This window comes from Terribacillus sp. DMT04 (assembly GCF_019056395.1).
In the GTDB taxonomy this organism is placed as follows: Bacteria; Bacillota; Bacilli; order Bacillales; family Amphibacillaceae; genus Terribacillus; species Terribacillus aidingensis_A.
This window is the reverse complement of record NZ_CP077639.1, coordinates 1,936,046-1,955,426: the sequence shown is the minus strand read 5'-3', so window position 1 is coordinate 1,955,426 and position 19,381 is coordinate 1,936,046. Positions and strand designations below refer to the sequence as shown.

20 protein-coding genes and 6 tRNA genes are annotated in these 19,381 nt (G+C 41.8%); 23 read left to right on the top strand and 3 right to left on the bottom strand.

The window, feature by feature from the left end:
• Positions 1–114 precede the first annotated feature (114 nt).
• From KS242_RS10395 to phoU, 15 genes are all read left to right on the top strand, one after another.
• Positions 115–189, top strand: a tRNA-Asn gene (locus KS242_RS10395).
• 1 nt (position 190) lies between these two features.
• Positions 191–267 (top strand) — tRNA-Met (locus KS242_RS10390).
• A 24-nt stretch (positions 268–291) separates the two neighbouring features.
• Positions 292–364 (top strand) — tRNA-His (locus tag KS242_RS10385).
• 15 nt (positions 365–379) lie between these two features.
• Positions 380–456, top strand: a tRNA-Ile gene (locus tag KS242_RS10380).
• A 28-nt stretch (positions 457–484) separates the two neighbouring features.
• A tRNA-Ser gene (locus KS242_RS10375) sits at positions 485–577 on the top strand.
• Positions 578–581: 4 nt separating this feature from the next.
• A tRNA-Phe gene (locus tag KS242_RS10370) sits at positions 582–654 on the top strand.
• 172 nt (positions 655–826) lie between these two features.
• Positions 827–1,438: a superoxide dismutase gene (locus KS242_RS10365; RefSeq protein ID WP_077308640.1), complete on the top strand. Its 612-nt coding sequence runs from the start codon at positions 827–829 to the stop codon at positions 1,436–1,438.
• A gap of 98 nt (positions 1,439–1,536) precedes the next feature.
• The gene (locus tag KS242_RS10360) at positions 1,537–2,799 is read left to right on the top strand and encodes an MFS transporter (protein ID WP_217321290.1); all 1,263 of its coding nucleotides are present in this window, start codon (positions 1,537–1,539) and stop codon (positions 2,797–2,799) included.
• Positions 2,800–2,868: 69 nt separating this feature from the next.
• On the top strand, positions 2,869–4,944 hold the full coding sequence (locus tag KS242_RS10355; protein WP_217321289.1) for a peptidoglycan D,D-transpeptidase FtsI family protein: 2,076 nt from the start codon (positions 2,869–2,871) through the stop codon (positions 4,942–4,944).
• Between the two features lie 171 nt (positions 4,945–5,115).
• Entirely contained in the window at positions 5,116–6,042 is a 927-nt protein-coding gene (locus KS242_RS10350; protein WP_217321288.1) for a phosphate ABC transporter substrate-binding protein PstS family protein, read from the top strand.
• Between the two features lie 132 nt (positions 6,043–6,174).
• Entirely contained in the window at positions 6,175–7,104 is a 930-nt protein-coding gene (gene pstC, locus KS242_RS10345) for a phosphate ABC transporter permease subunit PstC (RefSeq protein ID WP_217321287.1), read from the top strand.
• Entirely contained in the window at positions 7,104–7,991 is an 888-nt protein-coding gene (gene pstA / locus KS242_RS10340) for a phosphate ABC transporter permease PstA (protein ID WP_217321286.1), read from the top strand. The genes pstC and pstA overlap by 1 nt, the downstream gene beginning before the upstream one ends.
• Before the next feature lie 20 nt (positions 7,992–8,011).
• Positions 8,012–8,839, top strand: coding sequence for a phosphate ABC transporter ATP-binding protein PstB (pstB, locus tag KS242_RS10335; protein ID WP_217321285.1), 828 nt, complete (start codon positions 8,012–8,014; stop codon positions 8,837–8,839).
• Positions 8,840–8,851: 12 nt separating this feature from the next.
• Positions 8,852–9,625 (top strand): phosphate ABC transporter ATP-binding protein PstB, encoded by a 774-nt coding sequence (gene pstB, locus KS242_RS10330; RefSeq protein ID WP_217321284.1) that lies wholly within the window; start codon positions 8,852–8,854, stop codon positions 9,623–9,625.
• A gap of 22 nt (positions 9,626–9,647) precedes the next feature.
• Positions 9,648–10,307: a phosphate signaling complex protein PhoU gene (phoU, locus tag KS242_RS10325; RefSeq protein WP_217321283.1), complete on the top strand. Its 660-nt coding sequence runs from the start codon at positions 9,648–9,650 to the stop codon at positions 10,305–10,307.
• Between the two features lie 30 nt (positions 10,308–10,337).
• Here the strand turns inward: phoU and KS242_RS10320 are convergent, their stop codons facing one another.
• Complete coding sequence (locus KS242_RS10320) at positions 10,338–10,799, bottom strand: endolytic transglycosylase MltG (RefSeq protein WP_217321282.1); 462 nt, start codon at positions 10,797–10,799, stop codon at positions 10,338–10,340.
• A complete protein-coding gene (locus KS242_RS10315; RefSeq protein WP_217321281.1) occupies positions 10,796–11,143 on the bottom strand; it encodes a helix-turn-helix domain-containing protein in 348 nt (115 codons plus the stop codon). Before KS242_RS10315 ends, KS242_RS10320 begins: the two co-directional genes overlap by 4 nt.
• 205 nt (positions 11,144–11,348) lie before the next feature.
• Here KS242_RS10315 and rpmG point away from each other — a divergent pair, with 205 nt between their 5' ends.
• The 4 genes from rpmG (at position 11,349) to KS242_RS10295 (ending at position 13,967) form a co-directional block, all read left to right on the top strand.
• A complete protein-coding gene (gene rpmG, locus KS242_RS10310) occupies positions 11,349–11,498 on the top strand; it encodes a 50S ribosomal protein L33 (protein WP_038561326.1) in 150 nt (49 codons plus the stop codon).
• A gap of 61 nt (positions 11,499–11,559) precedes the next feature.
• Positions 11,560–12,126 carry a 5-formyltetrahydrofolate cyclo-ligase gene (locus tag KS242_RS10305; protein WP_217321280.1) on the top strand — a complete coding sequence of 189 codons (567 nt, stop codon included), beginning with the start codon at positions 11,560–11,562 and terminating at the stop codon, positions 12,124–12,126.
• A 55-nt stretch (positions 12,127–12,181) separates the two neighbouring features.
• Positions 12,182–12,370: a hypothetical protein gene (locus tag KS242_RS10300; RefSeq protein WP_101896433.1), complete on the top strand. Its 189-nt coding sequence runs from the start codon at positions 12,182–12,184 to the stop codon at positions 12,368–12,370.
• A 55-nt stretch (positions 12,371–12,425) separates the two neighbouring features.
• On the top strand, positions 12,426–13,967 hold the full coding sequence (locus tag KS242_RS10295) for a rhomboid family intramembrane serine protease (RefSeq protein WP_217321279.1): 1,542 nt from the start codon (positions 12,426–12,428) through the stop codon (positions 13,965–13,967).
• Here the strand turns inward: KS242_RS10295 and KS242_RS10290 are convergent.
• The gene (locus KS242_RS10290; RefSeq protein WP_217321278.1) at positions 13,961–14,788 is read right to left on the bottom strand and encodes a hypothetical protein; all 828 of its coding nucleotides are present in this window, start codon (positions 14,786–14,788) and stop codon (positions 13,961–13,963) included. The genes KS242_RS10295 and KS242_RS10290 overlap by 7 nt on opposite strands.
• A gap of 80 nt (positions 14,789–14,868) precedes the next feature.
• Here KS242_RS10290 and KS242_RS10285 point away from each other — a divergent pair, with 80 nt between their 5' ends.
• From KS242_RS10285 to KS242_RS10270, 4 genes are all read left to right on the top strand, one after another.
• Positions 14,869–15,903, top strand: a complete 1,035-nt coding sequence (locus tag KS242_RS10285) for a M42 family metallopeptidase (RefSeq protein WP_217324124.1) — start codon at positions 14,869–14,871, stop codon at positions 15,901–15,903.
• Between the two features lie 142 nt (positions 15,904–16,045).
• Complete coding sequence (locus KS242_RS10280) at positions 16,046–16,267, top strand: YqgQ family protein (RefSeq protein ID WP_217321277.1); 222 nt, start codon at positions 16,046–16,048, stop codon at positions 16,265–16,267.
• Complete coding sequence (locus tag KS242_RS10275; protein ID WP_217321276.1) at positions 16,260–17,243, top strand: ROK family glucokinase; 984 nt, start codon at positions 16,260–16,262, stop codon at positions 17,241–17,243. Before KS242_RS10280 ends, KS242_RS10275 begins: the two co-directional genes overlap by 8 nt.
• A gap of 81 nt (positions 17,244–17,324) precedes the next feature.
• Positions 17,325–19,256 (top strand): LTA synthase family protein, encoded by a 1,932-nt coding sequence (locus KS242_RS10270; RefSeq protein WP_254391685.1) that lies wholly within the window; start codon positions 17,325–17,327, stop codon positions 19,254–19,256.
• Positions 19,257–19,381 lie beyond the last annotated feature (125 nt).

The window sequence follows — 19,381 nt, the reverse complement described above, 5'->3', positions numbered from 1 at the left end:
CTGTCAGTTAAAAGGACGCAAAAATTATAACAAAAACTTATAGAAAAATGATTGACAAGTTATTGAATGCATGATAAATTATATATCGTCGCTAATACATAACATATTAATTATTCCACAGTAGCTCAGTGGTAGAGCTATCGGCTGTTAACCGATCGGTCGCAGGTTCGAATCCTGCCTGTGGAGCCATGGCGGTGTAGCTCAGCTGGCTAGAGCGTACGGTTCATACCCGTGAGGTCGGGGGTTCGATCCCCTCCGCCGCTACCATAAATCTTAATAATTTGTAACATGGCGGTTGTGGCGAAGTGGTTAACGCACCGGATTGTGGCTCCGGCATTCGTGGGTTCAATCCCCATCAATCGCCCTTGAAAAAAGTATTGGACCCTTAGCTCAGTTGGTTAGAGCTATCGGCTCATAACCGATCGGTCGCAGGTTCGAGTCCTGCAGGGTCCACCATACGATTTTCAACTTCATATTGCAACGCGGAGGAATACCCAAGTTTGGCTGAAGGGATCGGTCTTGAAAACCGACAGGGGCTTAACGGCTCGCGGGGGTTCGAATCCCTCTTCCTCCGCCATCTTGGCTCGGTAGCTCAGTCGGTAGAGCAACGGACTGAAAATCCGTGTGTCGGCGGTTCGATTCCGTCCCGAGCCACTCCAGTAACAGCTGTTCCTTTGAACAGCTGTTTTTTTTTGTTTTAAAACAAAAGCTGCGAGTAATTTAAGGAAGGACTGCGTGCAAAATACTTGCTGTTTCAGACAAGCTTTGGTACGCTTTACGAAAAGGTGATAACCTTTTATTACATATCACTTAAGGAGGAATAATCATGGCTAAATTTGAACTACCAGAATTGCCTTACGCATACGATGCACTTGAGCCTCATATCGATAAGGAAACAATGAACATCCACCATACGAAACATCACAACACATATGTGACAAAGTTAAACGGTGCAATCGAAGGAAAAGCTGACTTAGAAAGCAAATCCCTAGAAGAACTTGTTGCAGGTGTGAATGACCTTCCTTCTGACGTACAAACAGCAGTACGCAACAACGGCGGCGGTCACTACAACCACAGCCTATTCTGGAAACTTCTTTCCCCGAATGGCGGCGGAGAGCCTACTGGCGAAGTAGCTACTGCAATTGCTAATAAATACGGTACACTAGATAAATTCAAAGAAGAATTCGCAGCAGCAGCAGCTGGCCGTTTCGGTTCCGGCTGGGCATGGCTTATTGTAGAAAACGGTGAAGTTGATATCGTATCAACTCCAAACCAAGATAACCCAGTAATGGATGGTAAAACACCTATTCTTGGACTAGATGTTTGGGAGCACGCTTACTACTTGAAATACCAAAACAAACGTCCGGATTACATTAGTGCTTTCTGGAATGTTGTAAACTGGGATGAAGTAGAGCGCTTGTATCGCGAAGCTAAATAAGTAACGAAAAGACATCAGCAAAAAAGCTGGTGTCTTTTTTTTGTGCATATCTCCTTTTCAATAGAAAATACTAACTAGAAGTAAAAGGAGATGGCATTATGAAGCCGAACTTATTTACCTTGGATTCGAGCAGAAAAGAACTGAATATGCTCCTTATTATCGGAGCGCTTTATTCTCTCGGGATATTCCTATCGAACACGTTCGTTAATATTTACTTATGGAAGCAGACGAATGATTTAGTTAACATCGCCATGTATAACTTGGCAATATATGTGGCGCAAGCAGTGCTGTTCACCTTATCCGGACGCTGGGCTAAGCGGATTGACCGTATCATCATCCTTCGTATCGGCGTAGTCTTCCTCAGCATCTTTTTCCTTCTTGTTTTGTTTACCGGAGAGAAAGCTGCCACGTATAATGTACTGCTTGGTACGGTGCTAGGCGTAGGTTATGGCATGTATTGGCTTGCTTACTCCGTATTAACCTTTGAAGTGACAGAACCGGAGACGCGGGACTTCTTTAATGGTGTATCTGGTTTATTGCAATCATTTACAGGCATGATTGGACCCTTTGTGGCTGGGTATATCATTACCAGAATGAACAATAGCCATGGTTATACGCTGATATTTGCTGTGAGTTTTGTACTTTTTCTTTTGGCTGTTATATGTACAGCGGGACTTGGCAGAAGAAGGGCAGAAGGAAAATTCGGTCTCAAGCTTGCTTGGAAAGAAATAGGGCGTGATCCAGCATGGCGCAATATTGTTATTGCACATGTTTTTCAAGGAATTAGAGAAGGAATCTATACGTTCATCATTTCCGTATGGATTTTCATTGTCACAAACAGTGAGCTGTCACTTGGTACATTTAACCTTGTGTATTCCGCTTTTTCATTAATCTTCTATTATATAGCAACTCGATATATCAAAAGTCCGCAGCGAAAGATGGCAATTTTCTTAAGTGGTGTCGCCTTGTCGTTAAGTATTGTATTGTTGCTTGTAAAACTTAATTTTACTACTTTGTTGATATATGCAGCATTAATAGGCGCATTTTACCCAGTGCTCTATGTGCCTTATTTATCCCTATCTTATGATGTTATTGGCAAAGCAAAAGATGCAAGAAGTTTACGGGTTGAATACATCGTATTAAATGATGCAGCTGCAAATGCAGGCAGAATTTTATCTGTTTTGGCACTGCTAGTTGGGATTGGTATTTGGAAAGATGCTTCTATCCCATACTTGATGCTTCTATTAGGAGCTGGACCATTTTTCATTTATTACTTTACCCGGCGTATTACCAACTTTACTGCAGAACCATCCATAAAAAAGCTGCCTAAAAACGAAATTGCAGGAGATGACAAACGCTGACAGACTTTAGTAGAAGGAGACGGAAGTTGATGATATAATGGGAGCAGTATGTAAGAATGGGGGAACATTATGTCTAAAAAAAGGAAGAAAAAGCGTGCGCTGCTTCCTTTCCGTCTCAATGTCTTGTTTGCGATCGTTTTCCTGCTGTTCTCTGCTTTGATTCTGCAGCTTGGCGTAGTGCAGATCATCAACGGAGAAGAACACCAGGCAGTCCTAGAAAAAACAACAAACGATATAGCAGAAATATCTGTTCCGCGCGGTATGATTTATGATAGTGAAGGAAAAGTAATTGTCGGTAATGAACCAGTTTATTCAATTACTTACACACCGCCTAAGAATGGCGACTCTGCTGACGAACGATTAGAACTTGCAAAACAGCTAGCAGATATTATTAAGATGGATGAAGAAGCAATTGAGAAGATCACGGAAAGAGAGTTTAAGGAATATTGGTATCTTCTGAATGCAGAAGAAGCAAACGGCAGAATTACTGCTGCTGAAAAAGAGAAGCTTGATGATAGTGAAATCTATAACCTGACGCTCGAGCGAATAACAGAAGCCGATTACAAAGAGCTCATGACAGATGATCAGGCAAAACAGATAATTGCGATAAAACGTGAACTTGACAGTGCGACAGAGCTTGTTCCTCACGTTATAAAAAATGAGAACGTTACGGAGAAAGAATACGCAACCATAGCAGAAAATATGGAGCAAATGCCAGGCGTCAATGTTGCCACCGACTGGAAACGCTACTATCCGTTTGATGGTTCTCTCCAAGGTGTTCTGGGGAGTATTAAAACGGGAATTCCAGAAGGCGAGAAGGATTACTATCTTTCCCGCAACTATCAGCTGAATGACCGAATTGGCACAAGCGGTCTCGAAATGGAATACGAAAGCCTGCTAAAAGGTGATAAAAAACGTGTTCGTTATATAACAGATAATGATAACAATATTGTGTCTCAAGAAGTCATTTCAGATGGACAGCGCGGACAAGATCTGCAGCTTTCCATTAATATGGACTTTCAGAAGGAATTGGATAAGATTGTGCGGGAAGAGTTGAAAGGTGCAATTAACAAATATCCTGGTGCCAACCGCTATTTGGAGAATGCTATGGCCGTTATGCTTAACCCTAATACTGGTGAAATTTATGCGGCCAGTGGGCAGCATTACGACCGCGAAAATAATGAGTATGAATCTGCAGATATGAATACTGTCTTTACAGGCGGTGAAGTTGGATCTACCGTTAAGGGTGCGACATTGCTTGCTGGGTATCAGGAAGGTGTTCTGGACCCAGGAGATTACTTTGTAGATAAACCTGTAAAAATTAAAGGGACTCCAGAGAAATCTTCCTATAAAGATATGGGGACGATAAATGATTTAACAGCATTGCAGAAATCTTCAAACGTATATATGTTTAATATTGCTTTGCGTCTCGGTGGAGAATACAACTATCAGTACAATCAAAGTGTTTCTTTTGATCCTGATTCATTCAGAGTATTAAGAAATTACTACAACCAAGTTGGACTTGGAGTGGAAACTGGTATCGATCTTCCCTCAGAATCAACGGGGTATCAAGGATCTACTGGAATAGCTGGTAATCTGCTTGACTTCTCTATTGGTCAATATGATACGTATACTACTATGCAGTTAGCGCAGTATATTTCCACAATTGCCAATGGTGGTTATCGAATCAAACCGCATTTTGTAAGTGAGATTCATGAGCCATCAAATGAAAAAGACCAACTTGGTCCGCTTGCAGAGACGATAAACCCTGAAGTTTTAAATAAGATTACTGCAACAGATGCCCAAATTGAGCGAGTCAAAAAAGGATTTAAGATGGTATTTCAGACAACGGATGGAACAGCTTATCGTCATTTAACTAAAGAAGCAAAAACCTACGATATTTCTGGAAAAACTGGTACAGCAGAAACAAACATAGACGGTACCAATTTAGAAAACTGGACTCTAATCGGCTACGCAGATTCTGAAACACCAGATATCGCGTTTGCCGTAATGGTTCCTAATTTAGGTATAGTAAGTGGTGGCACTGGTCAGTACCCAATTACCTACAATATCGTAAACAAAGCACTGAAATATTACTACGAGCACACAGCGCCAGAAGACAAAGATAAAGAAGAAGCTGAATAAAGTATTGCCGAAGAACCACCCAAACAAACGGGTGGTTCTTTTTATTTCTACAAAAACTGACCTCAATTTACACAACCTTTACATTGAGTTTATTATTCCTTAATGATGACAAGCTATTATGTAGTTGTAAGGCAAAGGAACTAATCGAATTTCGTAGGGGGAAAATCAAACATGAAGAAAATGAAACTATCTGTATTGCTTGCAATGTTTGCACTAGTAATTGGTGTACTTGCAGCATGTGGCGGAAACGCTGGCGGCGAACAATCTGAAGACAGCAACAGCGGGAACAGCAACAGTGGAGGCGGAGAAACTTCCGATAGCTCAATCGTTGTATCTGGTTCCAGTGCAATGCAGCCTTTAGTAGCAGCAGCAGCTGAAAAGTACAAGGAAGAAAACCCGGATGCAGACATCCAAGTAAACGCAGGTGGTTCCGGAGCTGGCCTGAGTCAGGTTCAGGAAGGTTCTGTTGCAATCGGTAATTCAGATGTATTTGCTGAAGAAAAAGAAGGTATTGACGCAGAAGCTCTAGTTGATCACAAAGTTGCAGTTGTAGGTATGACAGCAGCAATCAACCCAGAAGTAGGCGTAGATAACCTTACAAAACAGCAGCTGAAAGATATCTTCACTGGCAAAATCACGAACTGGTCTGAAGTTGGCGGAGCGGATCAAGAAATTACACTTGTAAACCGTCCAGACTCTTCTGGTACGCGTGCAACTTTCGTAAAGTTTGGTCTTGATGGTGAAACTCCAGCAGAAGGTGTTACGGAGGATTCTTCCAACACTGTTAAGCAAATCGTTGCTGATACACCAGGTGCGATTGGCTATCTAGCTCTTTCTTACTTTGATGATGATTCTATAACAAAAGCAAGCATTGATGGCGTAGAACCTACTGATGAAACAATCGGTTCTGGCGAATTCCCAATCTGGGCTTACCAGCATTCTTATACAAATGGAGAAGCTGAAGGTCTTGCTAAAGAATTCCTTGATTACATGCTTAGCGAAGAAATTCAAACTACTATCGTTCCTGAACAAGGCTATGTTCCAATGACAGCGATGGAAGTTGAACGTGATGCAGAAGGAAACCAAACTGATAAATAATGTGTAAAACATAAGGTAGATGCGGTGTTTAACTGCATTTACCTTACTGTGGTTATAAAATAGCTATCACAGGCAGCGGAAGGCACATTGTACGTGTTCCTTTCTGTTGTTTTTTAAGAGGAGTTGTAGAAGTTGGCAAAAGCAACAGTTAACACATCAGCTGAAGATAGGCTGATTCTGACCAATAAAAACAGACGCTGGGATGAAGTGCGCGGTCGTTCACTTGTAACGTTTTGTGCAATCATAATGATTGCTGCGACAATCTCAGTAACTGTTTTCCTAGCCCAAAAGGGTTTGCAATCATTTACTGTTAATAATATTAATCCTATTGCCTATCTAACCAGCACAAACTGGAATCCAGTAGGCAGTGGAGAAGCTTCATATGGTATCTTTCCTTTCATTTTCGGTTCTCTAGCCGTAACCTTCCTTTCTGCATTGGTAGCAGCACCGCTCGGTATTGGTGCAGCGATCTTCATGTCTGAAATCTCACCGAAATTTGGTAAGAAGGTTTTACAGCCGGTAATTGAACTGCTAGTTGGTATACCATCTGTTGTTTATGGTTTTATAGGACTTGTCGTGCTAGTGCCATTAGTAAGGGATAACTTACCTGGTATTGGGTTTAGCTTGTTTGCAGGTGTTGTTGTTTTGACTGTGATGATTCTCCCTACGGTTACAACTATAGCAACTGACGCTATGCGGTCATTGCCGGATAGTCTTCGACAAGGATCTATGGCATTAGGCGCAACACGCTGGCAGACAATTCGTAAAGTATTGATTCCAGCAGCATTGCCATCACTGCTGACAGCTATTGTGCTTGGTATGGCACGAGCTTTTGGTGAAGCATTAGCTGTACAGATGGTAATCGGTAACTCACGAGATATTCCGGAAACCATCTTTGACACTTCCGCAACATTAACAACTATCGTAACGCTTAATATTGGGCACACAACATATGGAAGTATTGAAAATAATACACTATGGTCGATGGGTCTTATCTTACTTGTTATCTCATTCATATTCATCTTTATTGTCCGTTACTTGTCAGGCAGGAGGAAAGTTTAATGAACAGCAGAATTACAGATCGTATTGCAACAGGAGTTTTTTACACGATTGCAGCAATAATGGTTGCTTTGTTGCTTTATCTTTTCTATTTCATCTTATCTAATGGAATTCCGCAAATTTCATGGGATTTCTTAACGTCCCCATCCAGTGCTTATCAAGCTGGCGGCGGTATTCGAGACCAACTATTTAATTCATTCTATATCCTATTCATTACAATGATTATTACTGTACCGCTTGGTGTATGCGGCGGGGTGTACATGGCTGAATACGCAAAGCCTGGAAAGATCACAAACTTTATCCGTACATGTATTGAGATGCTGGCATCTTTGCCTTCTATCGTTGTTGGTTTGTTCGGTCTATTAATTTTCGTTAATATTACAGGCTGGGGATATACAATAATTGGTGGAGCTTTAGCTTTAACAATCTTTAACATTCCTGTTATGGTTCGAGTTACGGAGGACGCAATTAACAGTGTACCTAAAGAACAAAAAGAAGCGAGTCTTGCGTTAGGTATTACAAGATGGCATACAATCAAAACAGTGTTACTGCCATATGCTTTCCCTGGTATTTTGACGGGTGCAATTCTAGCATCTGGACGTGTATTTGGAGAAGCAGCAGCTTTGCTTTATACTGCGGGTCTTTCTACGCCGACATTAGATTACGGAAACTGGAACCCACTTGCTGAGGATTCACCTTTGAATATTTTCCGACCTGCGGAAACATTAGCGGTTCATATTTGGGCAGTTAACACACAAGGTTTGATTCCGGATATTCGTGAAGTAGCCAACGGTGCTGCTGCGGTTCTAGTTATTGCTGTCTTAGTGTTCAATCTCCTCGCGCGCTGGTTGGGCAGTGTCATCCATAAGAAATTGACAGCAGGTAAATGATGAAGAGAGGAGTTCGCGACATGAACTATACAGCAGATCGACCAACTAAAATAAAAACCGAAGAGACTATATCTAAAAAAACAGCTTCCCATAAGGAGGTTGTACTTGATGTTAAGGATTTAAGTATTTTCTATGGCAGCAAGGAAGCAGTGAAACGGGCTAATATGGGAATTGAGAAAAATGCAGTAACTGCATTAATCGGTCCGTCAGGTTGTGGTAAATCTACATTTATACGTTCCATAAATCGAATGAACGATTTGATTCCTTCCAGTCGAGCTGAGGGAGAAATCATTTATGATGGCTTGAATATCCTTCGCAGAGATATCAACGTCGTAGCATTAAGAGCAGAAATTGGTATGGTGTTCCAAAAGCCGAATCCATTCCCTAAATCTATCTACAATAATATTACACACGCATTGAAGTATAACGGGCAGAAGGATAAGCAAGCTCTTGACCAAATAGTTGAGGAGAGTTTGCGTAAGGCAGCACTATGGGATGAAGTAAAAGACCGTTTGCAACAATCTGCATTATCTTTATCCGGCGGTCAGCAGCAACGGCTTTGTATTGCACGTACTTTGGCAATGGAGCCGCAAATCCTTCTGTTAGATGAACCAGCTTCTGCGCTAGATCCGGTATCTAACGCTAAGATAGAAGAATTGATTCTTCAGCTCAAGGAGGATTATTCCATTGTCATCGTGACACATAATATGTCCCAGGCATCACGTGTATCAGATAAAACAGCATTTTTCTTCAATGGAGACATTGTAGAATATGATGATACAAAGAAAATCTTCACTAATCCTTCTGAAACGAAAACAGAAGAATATATTTCCGGCAGATTCGGGTAGGAGGCAACAGCTATGCAAGCGGCAGCAACGAAAGAATCAATATTCCAAGTGAATGATTTAAATTTATGGTATGACGATTATCATGCTCTGAAGGATGTTAACCTAGAAGCATTGAATAACGAAATCTATGCCATTATCGGACCATCTGGCTGTGGTAAATCCACTTTTATTAAAACACTCAATTTAATGATCAATACGGTACCAGGTGTCCGAATGACAGGGGAAATCAACTATAAAGAAAAGAATCTCCTTGATTCCAGAGTTGACTTAGTTGATTTACGCCGTAATGTCGGTATGATTTTCCAGAAAGGTAATCCTTTCCCACAGTCAATTTACGATAATATTGTGTACGGACCAAAAATTCATGGTATAAAGAAAAAGAGTGAGTTAGATGAAATTGTTGAAACAACGCTGAAAGATGTAGCATTATGGGATGAAGTAAAGGATCGTCTAAAGTCTTCTGCGATGGGTCTGTCTGGGGGACAGCAGCAGCGTTTGTGTATCGCACGTGCGCTTGCAACAACACCAGATGTTGTATTAATGGATGAACCGACATCCGCACTGGATCCAATTTCTACGTTGAAGATTGAAGAGCTCATGACAGAGCTGAAGAAAAAATATTGTATTGTTATTGTAACGCATAACATGCAGCAAGCTTCCCGTATTTCTGACAAAACGGCTTTCTTCCTGCATGGACATGTAGTAGAGGCTACAGAAACAAGTAAATTATTCTCAAATCCGGAAGATAAGCGCACAGAAGACTACATTAGCGGTCGTTTCGGTTAAATGATGCACTGGAGGAGAACATATGGTAGCTAGAGAGCAGTTTTCAGCAGATTTAGAAGCAATTCAAAAATTAATCATCTCATTTGCGTTTGAGGTAGATACGGCATTAAAGCAAGCAATTGATGCATTGTATGAACGAAACAGTGACCTTGCGTATAAGGTTATAGAGAATGATGAGATTTTGAATAAGCGGGACCAAGATATAAATGAGGCAACAATCCAGCTTATTGCGATGCAGCAGCCAGTAGCAACTGACTTGCGCCGATTGGTGGCATTTCTCCGTGTATCCACTGATTTGGAACGGATGGCTGATCACGCAAAGAATATTGCCAAAAGCGTAAATCGGTTAAATGTGCTCAGTCCGTATGAAATTCCTTTGGCAATTCGTGATATGCAGGAGGTTGTCAGCAAAATGATTCATAGCGCTGTACAAGCCTTTGAGGAAGAAGATATTAGCAAAGCGAAAAAGTTAGCGGACCTTGATAACGTAGTGGACAGTATGTACGGCGAATTATTCCGTGACATGCTGGATGAGCGTAAGGCAGAAGCAGGCAAACATCAGCAGATGATGCAGCTTGTATTCGTAGGGCGCTTCGTTGAACGTGTCGGGGACCATATTACAAACATCGGTGAAGGTATCTTGTATTTGGTTAAAGGTACGTCGATTGATTTAAACAAATAAAAAGCAGCGGCTGCTGGATGCCGCTGCTTTTTATTTTGTTAGTAAGTCTGTAATTTCGTCATAAGACATGTCAGAATTGACATCATAGGTTCCTACTTGTAATGATTTACTTGCATTCGTAACGTTCAAATAAGTGAGGAAAGCATCTCCGTCTTCCAGAATGCTCTTTTTCTCTAATAGTTGAGCAACTTCATCACTCGTCATACCGCTTTCAAGCTTCAGTTGGAACTTTTTCGTTTGTTCTGATGCTGTTTTCGCCTTATCTTTCGTTTCTGTCTTTTTCTGAAGTTCTTCATAGTCTTTGCTGCTTAGAATATAATAATCGTCTTTTTCTAAACGCGTTTTCATTTCTTCTGTGTCGAGTTCTTCCTTTTTTATTGGAGCTGCCGAGGTTGTTTTTGCTGTTCCATCGTCAGATGCGAAATAGAGAACCAGCATGCATGCGCCTGCGAGCAGAAGAGCGGCAGCAAAGCCTTGGATTACTTGCTTCATCGTTGTCCTCCTGTTTGTTTCGCAACACGGTATACATCGTCCTCTGCTAAGCCTGTCTCGTTCGCAATTTCTTTGATGCTGTAGCCTTGTTGATGCAGATTCTGAACCTTCTGGAAGATGGCTGGTTTTTGTGAGCGGCTTTGTTTTAATTCGCGCTGAGTTGTCGGCAGCAATTCTTCTTCCAGTACTTTGATTTTTTTGTTCATGGTATAATTTTCCTGCATGGTAGATAAAGTCAATTGTTCGATTTGCTGATCCATATGTTTAAATTTGTCCTGCATAAAGAAAGAAAAAATCCAAAGTATGATGCCTGCTGCAAGAAAGGTGATGGCAGCGATTAACATGATGTGTGTTACCTCCTAATTATTGCTATCCTATTTATATCATATTGCTGCTGACAGGGATATAGAGAATTCGACAAAATACTGTTTTCTTATTAAATTGTTGAGGATAAAGGTTGATATAGCACTGTAATTCTGCTATTATTAGGTGGTCTGAAGATCGTTATGTTTTCATACAATTATTTAAGATTGTTGGGAGGGATTATACATGCGTGTAAACATTACTCTCGCCTGCACAGAAACAGGAGATCGTAACTACATTACAACAAAAAACAAGCGTAAACATCCAGAACGCATGGAGCTTAGAAAATATAGCCCACGCTTGAAAAAGTATACGCTGCACCGCGAAACAAAATAAGTTCGTATAAAAAGACTCCCCCTATTGGCGGGAGTTTTTTTGCATACAGGGAGGTTTCGTGATGGAAGAGAAAAAACGGCTTCGTCAGGAAGCGATTCAGCTGCTGAGAGAAATGCCGCCAACTGAAAAGCTCCGTGTAGAACATCAATTGGCTTCGTTTCTCTTTTCGTCAGCTATCTGGAAACATGCGAACACGATTGGTCTCACAATGGCGCTGCCGCATGAATGGGATACCACGAAGATTATTCAGCAAGCTTGGTTGGAAAAGAAAAATGTGTGCGTGCCGCTTACGCTGGAAAATAGAGGAATGCAGTTTTATTATGTAGACAGCTATAATCAGCTGACAGACGGTGCTTTTCAAATTAAAGAGCCCGTCCCCGAACGATGCGTACCTGCTTTCAAAGACGACATCGATTTGCTCCTTGTTCCTGGACTTCTATTTGATAATTCAGGGTACCGGATAGGGTATGGCGGCGGTTATTATGACCGGTATATTGCCGATTATCGTCATACGACCATTGCCATTGCCAGCAGTCAGCAGCTGAGACAATCTTTGCCTGTTGGTTTTTATGATCGGCCTGTTGGGCATCTTCTGACAGATGATGGTTTTATTGACTTAACCGAATAGCAGCCTTCTGGTTCGGGACACACTAAGGTTATCCCGGAGGAAAGGATGGGTGCTGATGTGGAAGTCGATTATCACGGCTGTGTCACTCACAGCCAGTGTGATATTTTTAATACGAGAGCGCTATCGTGTGCTGAATGCAATTTTAGCCGTTACGGTTCTTCGAAAAGGACTTATTCGGCTGTCGATGGGATTCGGACCCTTGCGTTCCCGGATGCTGCCAATGTTATTTAAACGCTCAGTGTAAACTGAGCGTTTTTCCATGACTTTTTTGATACACTGTAGGCAAGAGGGGGAGAGGTATGACCTACAACGAAGAAACGGCTTACTATCGAATGATTAATCATCTGATTGCCGTGCATGATTTTACTTTTGTAAGAGCAAATGAAGACTTGCGTGTTTGCTGGCTGGAAAGAAAGCGAAATGGAATTGTGCAGATGGTAAGATTAACATCACGCACCTTCGCGTGGGCCAACCATTTGAAACGGGACATTCTAAGGGCAGCTAGCGATATACAGCAAATGACAAAAGGCATCTTCGCCAAGAAGGTTCAGATACATAATGTCTATTTTGGTGATCAAGGACCTGCGGATGAATGGTCAAAATTAAAGAAGCCAATGATTATTAAAAGCAGAAGACCAATCCCGATGCAAACGTATTACTTGGATCGCGATACTTATCAGTCTGAAATGGAGAAACTCTTTCGCCATTTGAAGCTTAGCGATTCGGTGTCGCTTGTATCAGTCGAGGAAGACAGTGAACAGAAGCTGGAAATGGAGAAAAGCAGACTTCGGAGTTTGCTTGTACAGCAGCAGCAGGCAGACCAAGCTGTATTTCACCGCAAGAAGCCATTGCTTGTATATGTTCTTATCGGCATTAGTTTACTTCTGTTTCTTTTAGAGGTGCTACTTGGAGGCTCAACTAATTCTGCTGTACTCATTGAGCTTGGAGCCAAATATAACCCCTTAATATTAGCTGAGAATCAATGGTGGCGGATTATCACCTCTATGTTCTTGCATATCGGCGCTTTGCACTTGATGACGAATATGCTTTCTTTGTATTATCTGGGAACATTAACCGAGCAAGTATTCGGTCACCGACGATTTTTCATTGTCTTTCTGCTTGGTGGAGTAATTGGCGGTTTAGCCAGTTTTGCTTTTTCGCAAAACTTAAGTGCAGGCGCATCCGGAGCTATTTTTGGTTTGTTCGGCGCATTGCTCTATTTTGGGACTGTTTATCCGAAGTTATTCTGGCGGACAATTGGAAACGGATTGATTGTCATATTGCTGATCAATCTAGTGATTAGCTTTGCTGCTAGTCATGTTATTGATGTTTATGCGCATATAGGCGGGTTAATTGGCGGCTTTGCCAGTGCGTTGCTCGTTGGTCTGCCAGGTAAAAAGATGTTAATAGCGCGAGTAGGCGGGGCTGTATTAAGCCTTGTCTTAATAGCCGGTTTGATTGTTTATGGTCTGCTGGGACCAGTCAATACAGCATTACATGAAGGTTTGAAAGCAGAAGCTGCCTACAAGCAGGGTGATTATCAAATGGTCATACAGCATGCTACAGATGCTTTAGATAAAGGAAGCAGTGATGCGGCTCGGCTGCCATTGTTTTATCGAGGGTTAGCTTATTCTCAAACCGGAGAATTAGAGAAAGCGATTCAGGATTATGACAGGCTCGTCCGTTTAACACCTGAAGATTCTGCTGTTCATTATAATCTTGCCCGTATTCTCCAGCTAAACGGGCAAGAAGAGGAGAGCTTGCAGCATGCGCAGCGTGCGGCTGAGCTTGAGACCAGCAACAAACAGTATCAGCAGCTCGTACAAGAGCTTTCTCAGTAATACTGCAGAAGCTCTGCGTGTTTACCGAATTCGTCCTGGTAAATAACGCGTAAGTGCTTGCCATTTTTATCAAACAGGAGCAGTGGAATATACGTTTTCACTGTTCCTTTTTCTACTGCAGGACCGATTGGCAGCAGATAATTTCGGTAGAGCCCTTCCCAAAGTCTGCTGATGATTTCCTGTCTTTTTTTATCGTCTGAAAGCCCGTTTATAACGGTTAAATCAGCGGTCGGGAGTGCTGTGAGTGGAACCTCAATATAGGTAGCAGCAGGGATGGAAAGCTGTTGTTTGGCCTCTGTCCATACGTGCTGAAGGGTGCTGTTCGTTTGGGATTCTGCCAGATGCTGTGCATTCGTTTCTGAATCGCTTTTGGGAAAAGAAAACAGCTCAAACTTATCTGAAGTGTACGTACGAATACCAGTCATCTTGGATGTACTCGTAATGTCGTTGTGATGAAGTTCTGCAAAGTGATAAGAAATAGCATCCAGCTGTTTGTTTGGATGCAGAGTATGGGTTGTCTGCTGCTGCACGGTACGTGCTGGCTGCTGCCATTTGTTCAGTACGCCGACTAATTCGCCATTCTCATACAAAAGCCCAATATCCTGACGTAAATATGCTTCTTGTTCAAGTGTACTTTGTATATGCAACTGGATACGCCGAAAATCGATTTTTTTCAGAGAAGTGGCTGCATTTGTAAATGCTGCAGACGTGTTCAGCGGAAAGTGCTGAATGACCGGCTGTGGCTGCTGAAGTCGTATGAAATAAAATGAGCAGAGGACACACGAGAAGAAAACACAACTAATAATAAGCCATTTACGCAATTGCTCGCCTCCTAAGTGGACAAACTGTAGCTTATTGATACTATGTAAGAGAGCGATATTTTATGAAAGTAGGGGATTTTATGCAGCGTATTGACCGCATTGCAAGTACGTTAAAGAAACTAGTACATATACCTAGCCCATCCGGCTATACAGATGAGGCTATTGCATTTTGTAAAGATTTTGCCGATTCACTTCGTCTTACTTCCCATGTCACTAATAAAGGCAGTTTGCTCATTACGGTTCCGGGAACAGACGAGAAGCAGCATCGCCTTTTAACGGCGCATGTGGACACATTAGGAGCAATGGTGAAAGAAATCAACGCAGACGGGACACTTTCGTTAGCAATGATTGGCGGTTTTCGCTGGAATAGCGTGGAAGGCGAATATTGCACAATACACAGTAAAAATAAAACGTACTCTGGCACCATTCTTATGCATCAAACATCTGTACATGTGTATCGGGATGCTGGGGAAGCCAAGCGGGATGAAAACAATATGGAAGTACGCATTGATGAACAAACGCACTCTGGGGAAGAAACAGAAGCGCTTGGAATCCGTGTCGGTGATTTTGTTTCCTTCGATCCACGATTCACTCGCACTTCTTCCGGATTTATTAAATCTAGGCACTTAGACGATAAAGCAAGTGTAGCTATTCTGCTGGAACTACTTCGGGATTTAAAGGAAACGGAAACCCAGCTGCCGTATACGACGCATTTCCTTATCTCTAACAATGAGGAAATTGGCTATGGCGGGAATTCCAGCATACCAGCCGAAGTAACAGAATACCTTGCAGTTGATATGGGAGCGATTGGTGATGGCCAGGCGACAACGGAATATGATGTCTCTATCTGTGTGAAAGATTCGAGCGGACCGTATCATTTTGCTTTAAGAGAAAAGCTAGCTGAGCTATCTGAAACAAACAGCCTTTCCTACAATCTGGATATTTATCCATACTATGGTTCAGATGCATCAGCAGCAATTCGCGCCGGTTACGATATCCGGCACGGTCTAGTGGGACCAGGCATTGCTGCTTCTCATGCTTATGAACGTACACATGAGCAAGCTTTAACAGCTACGTATACGTTATTGAATGCTTATCTCAAGAGCAGCATGTAAACATGCTAAAGATATGACCTGAAGTTCATAAACTTCAGGTCATTTTTTTTTCAAGAACGCATAATGTTAAAAAGGTGTAAACGCAGTCTTAAAACATTTTCAATTTTAAGTGAAGGTTGTTATAATGTGTTAGGTGATATAAATGAAAACGGTTTATGATGTTATGCAGCTATTAAAGACATTTGGAATTTTTGTATATATAGGAGATCGTAAACTAGATTTGGCGATGATGCAGTCTGAACTGCGAGAACTGTATACCAATAATCTGCTGCCCTTGGAAGAATATGGACAAGCGAATATGATTTTAACAAAAGAGATAAGTGCTTTATCGGATAGTCATGAAGGAGCGGGAAACAATGAGTAAGGAAGCAGAGCGTATTTTAGTCGGTGTTGATATCGGCGGAACAACAATCAAACTTGCTCTCATTAATGAGGCAAGCGATATTGTGGAAAAGTGGGAAATTAAAACAGATAAGCAAGAACAAGGTTTACACATTCCAAAACAGATTTGGAAAACCGTTCAGTCAAAGCTGACTGAACTTGGGATCGAGAAAGATCGTGTAAGAGGGATTGGTGTTGGAGCGCCAGGATTTATTGTGCCGCGCAATGGTGTTATTGCAGAAGCGGTTAACGTTGGCTGGCGTAATTTTCCTCTTTCGGCTGAGCTTGGTGTTTTGTCCGGCTTGCCAGTTTATATTGATAACGATGCGAACTTAGCAGCACTTGGTGAAGTTTGGAAAGGTGCTGGCGCGATGAAAGAAGATATTATCGCCATTACACTCGGTACGGGAGTAGGCGCTGGTATTATCTCAAATGGACATATTGTAAATGGCATTAATGGCACAGCTGGTGAAATAGGACACATTACAGTAGAAGAAAATGGCGCACCGTGCAATTGTGGACGAAAAGGCTGCTTAGAGACAGTTTCTTCTGCAACAGGCATCAGCCGCTTAGCGTCAGAAGCCGCGCAGGAACAACCTGAAAGCGAACTGGGAAAACGTCTGGATGAGAACGGAGAAGTATCTGCTAAAGACGTGTTCGAGCTCGCTGCGGCTAAAGACGAAAGTGCAATAGCCGTTGTAAACAAAGCTACAACAGTTCTGGCAAAGGTTCTAGCAAGTGCGGCTATACTTACGAACCCAGCCCGCATCATTATCGGGGGCGGCGTTTCGAGAGCGGGTGATGCATTGCTAGATCCTATTAAAGCGGCTTTTAACCAAGCTGCTTTACCTCGAACAACCTATGAATGTGAAATTGTACCGGCACAGCTTGGCAATGATGCTGGCGTTTACGGTGCCGCTTATCTTGTTAAACAGCATTTAGATGAAATAGCGCAATAAAAAAGAGACGCGTGCATGACAGCAGCGCAAGCTGCTGTCATTCGTTTACGCTTTGTTCTACTATGAGGAGGCTTTTAATTCTTGAAACGATCTGCTGCACCATTATATATATTGGCGACAGTTTTGTTTGGTTTAAAGACGTACATTGTTTATCGCTTCTTATTTAATATTAGTTTAGATAATGCTATGCAGGAATTTATTCTGTTCCTAAACCCGTTTGTCAGTGCATTTTTTGCTTTTGGACTTAGCGTATTGATTTCGCGGAAGTGGCAGATGCATTACATTCGATTCATCAGTTTAGCAGGCTCCATCATCTTGTACATCAACTTAATTTTTTACCGTCACTTTAGTGATTTCTTAACAGTGCCGGTCCTCATGCAAGGAAGTAATGCAGCAGATCTTGGCGGCAGTATACTGAACCTTATTTATCCACAAGATATTTTGCTATTACTGGATGTTAGCATCATCTGGTTCCTAAGCTTCCGTTATAAAGAAAAAATGACGGTTAACTACCTGCGAAGAAAGAAAATATCTACCATGGCAGCAATTGCCGCACTCATCGTCGTAAATGTAGGTCTTGCCGAAGCAGAACGACCGCAACTGTTTACACGAGGCTTTGACAGAGAATACCTTGTAAAAAACATTGGCGTATTCAATTTCCATGCTTATGATGCAGTCATGCAATCTAAAACAGAAGCCCAGCGTGTTTTTGCCGATGGGAATGAGCTCCCGGAAATTCTTTCGTATGTAAATGAAGAAGTCGAGACGGAGAAATCGGCAAAGTTCGGGCAAGCGGAAGGAAAAAATGTAATATTCATTTCCTTAGAATCCATGCAAAGCTTTTTGATTCATAACACACTGAACGGCGAAGAAGTGACACCTTTTCTTAACAGTTTAACAAAAGACAAAGATACGTATTATTTCGAGAATTTCTATCACCAGACGGAGCAAGGCAAAACATCTGACTCGGAGTTCTTGGTGGAGAATTCGATTTATCCGCTGCCTCGCGGGGCTGTATTTTTCACCCACGGTCAGAATGAATATAACGGTACACCCGAGATCTTAGGACAAGAAGAATACAAGACTGCTGTATTCCACTCTAATAATTCTAGTTTCTGGAACCGTGATGTTATGTACGACAGCTTAGGTTACGATACATTTTATGATGAAAACAGCTATAACGTCGTTTCAGATGGAGAAGACAAAAATGTAGTAGGCTGGGGCTTGTTGGATAAACCTTTCTTTGAACAGTCTATTCCGTATTTGCAGGAGATGGAAAAGCCTTATTACTCAAAATTCATCACCTTAACAAATCATCATCCATTTGATTTACCGGAAGAAGACGCGTCCATCGATCAATTTGATTCTAACTCCCAGACATTAAACAAGTATTTCCAAACAGCTCGGTATACAGACGAGGCTGTGGAACAATTTTTTAATCAGCTGAAGGAAGCTGGAGAATATGAAGATTCAATTATCGTGATGATGGGCGATCATTATGGCATTAGTGAATACCATAATAAAGCCATGAGTCAGTACTTGGGCAAAGATATTACCCCTTATCAGCAGGTGCAAAATCAGCGTGTGCCGTTCTTTATTCATATTCCAGGAGATGACAATGGGCAGGTCATGGAACAAGTAGCCGGACAAATAGATGTGAAGCCAACAATTCTTAGCTTATTAGGAATTGAAGCAGAGCATGATATACAGTTTGGAAATGATTTGTTCACGGAAGATCGAAAAGAATACACAGCGCTGCGAAATGGTGACTTTATTAGTGAAGACTACGTGTACACCAATGATATGTGCTACGACCGTCAGACTGGTGAACCAGCAGATGAATTAGAAGGGGAAGAAGCTGAGCTTTCCGGGGAAACAGGAGAACAGATAGAAAGTGTCTGTGAGCCAATTCAGGAACAGGTGACAAAAGAGCTTAATTACTCTGACCGGATCATTTATGGAGATTTACTGCGCTTCTATGATTTTGAAAAAGGAAAAGAGAAAACAAACTAAAAGGATCGCTGCCTCGTGCAGCGATCCTTTTAGTTTGGTGGGGGTTTTGTATTCTTCGCCTTTAAATACTTTAACATTCAAGTATTACGTTGAAATCAGTTATTGTTTCACAATGGGCAAATTTG

Bases quoted from the DNA above. Each gene is read 5' to 3' on its own strand.
- pstA (WP_217321286.1), top strand. From the start codon at position 7,104: ATGAACAGCAGAATTACAGATCGTATTGCAACAGGAGTTTTTTACACG.
- phoU (WP_217321283.1), top strand. From the start codon at position 9,648: ATGGTAGCTAGAGAGCAGTTTTCAGCAGATTTAGAAGCAATTCAAAAA.
- KS242_RS10295 (WP_217321279.1), top strand. From the start codon at position 12,426: ATGACCTACAACGAAGAAACGGCTTACTATCGAATGATTAATCATCTG.
- KS242_RS10280 (WP_217321277.1), top strand. From the start codon at position 16,046: ATGAAAACGGTTTATGATGTTATGCAGCTATTAAAGACATTTGGAATT.
- KS242_RS10355 (WP_217321289.1), top strand. From the start codon at position 2,869: ATGTCTAAAAAAAGGAAGAAAAAGCGTGCGCTGCTTCCTTTCCGTCTC.
- KS242_RS10300 (WP_101896433.1), top strand. From the start codon at position 12,182: ATGTGGAAGTCGATTATCACGGCTGTGTCACTCACAGCCAGTGTGATA.
- KS242_RS10315 (WP_217321281.1), bottom strand. From the start codon at position 11,143: ATGTTAATCGCTGCCATCACCTTTCTTGCAGCAGGCATCATACTTTGG.
- rpmG (WP_038561326.1), top strand. From the start codon at position 11,349: ATGCGTGTAAACATTACTCTCGCCTGCACAGAAACAGGAGATCGTAAC.
- KS242_RS10360 (WP_217321290.1), top strand. From the start codon at position 1,537: ATGAAGCCGAACTTATTTACCTTGGATTCGAGCAGAAAAGAACTGAAT.
- pstB (WP_217321285.1), top strand. From the start codon at position 8,012: ATGAACTATACAGCAGATCGACCAACTAAAATAAAAACCGAAGAGACT.
- KS242_RS10305 (WP_217321280.1), top strand. From the start codon at position 11,560: ATGGAAGAGAAAAAACGGCTTCGTCAGGAAGCGATTCAGCTGCTGAGA.
- KS242_RS10350 (WP_217321288.1), top strand. From the start codon at position 5,116: ATGAAGAAAATGAAACTATCTGTATTGCTTGCAATGTTTGCACTAGTA.
- KS242_RS10365 (WP_077308640.1), top strand. From the start codon at position 827: ATGGCTAAATTTGAACTACCAGAATTGCCTTACGCATACGATGCACTT.
- KS242_RS10285 (WP_217324124.1), top strand. From the start codon at position 14,869: ATGCAGCGTATTGACCGCATTGCAAGTACGTTAAAGAAACTAGTACAT.
- KS242_RS10275 (WP_217321276.1), top strand. From the start codon at position 16,260: ATGAGTAAGGAAGCAGAGCGTATTTTAGTCGGTGTTGATATCGGCGGA.
- pstB (WP_217321284.1), top strand. From the start codon at position 8,852: ATGCAAGCGGCAGCAACGAAAGAATCAATATTCCAAGTGAATGATTTA.
- KS242_RS10320 (WP_217321282.1), bottom strand. From the start codon at position 10,799: ATGAAGCAAGTAATCCAAGGCTTTGCTGCCGCTCTTCTGCTCGCAGGC.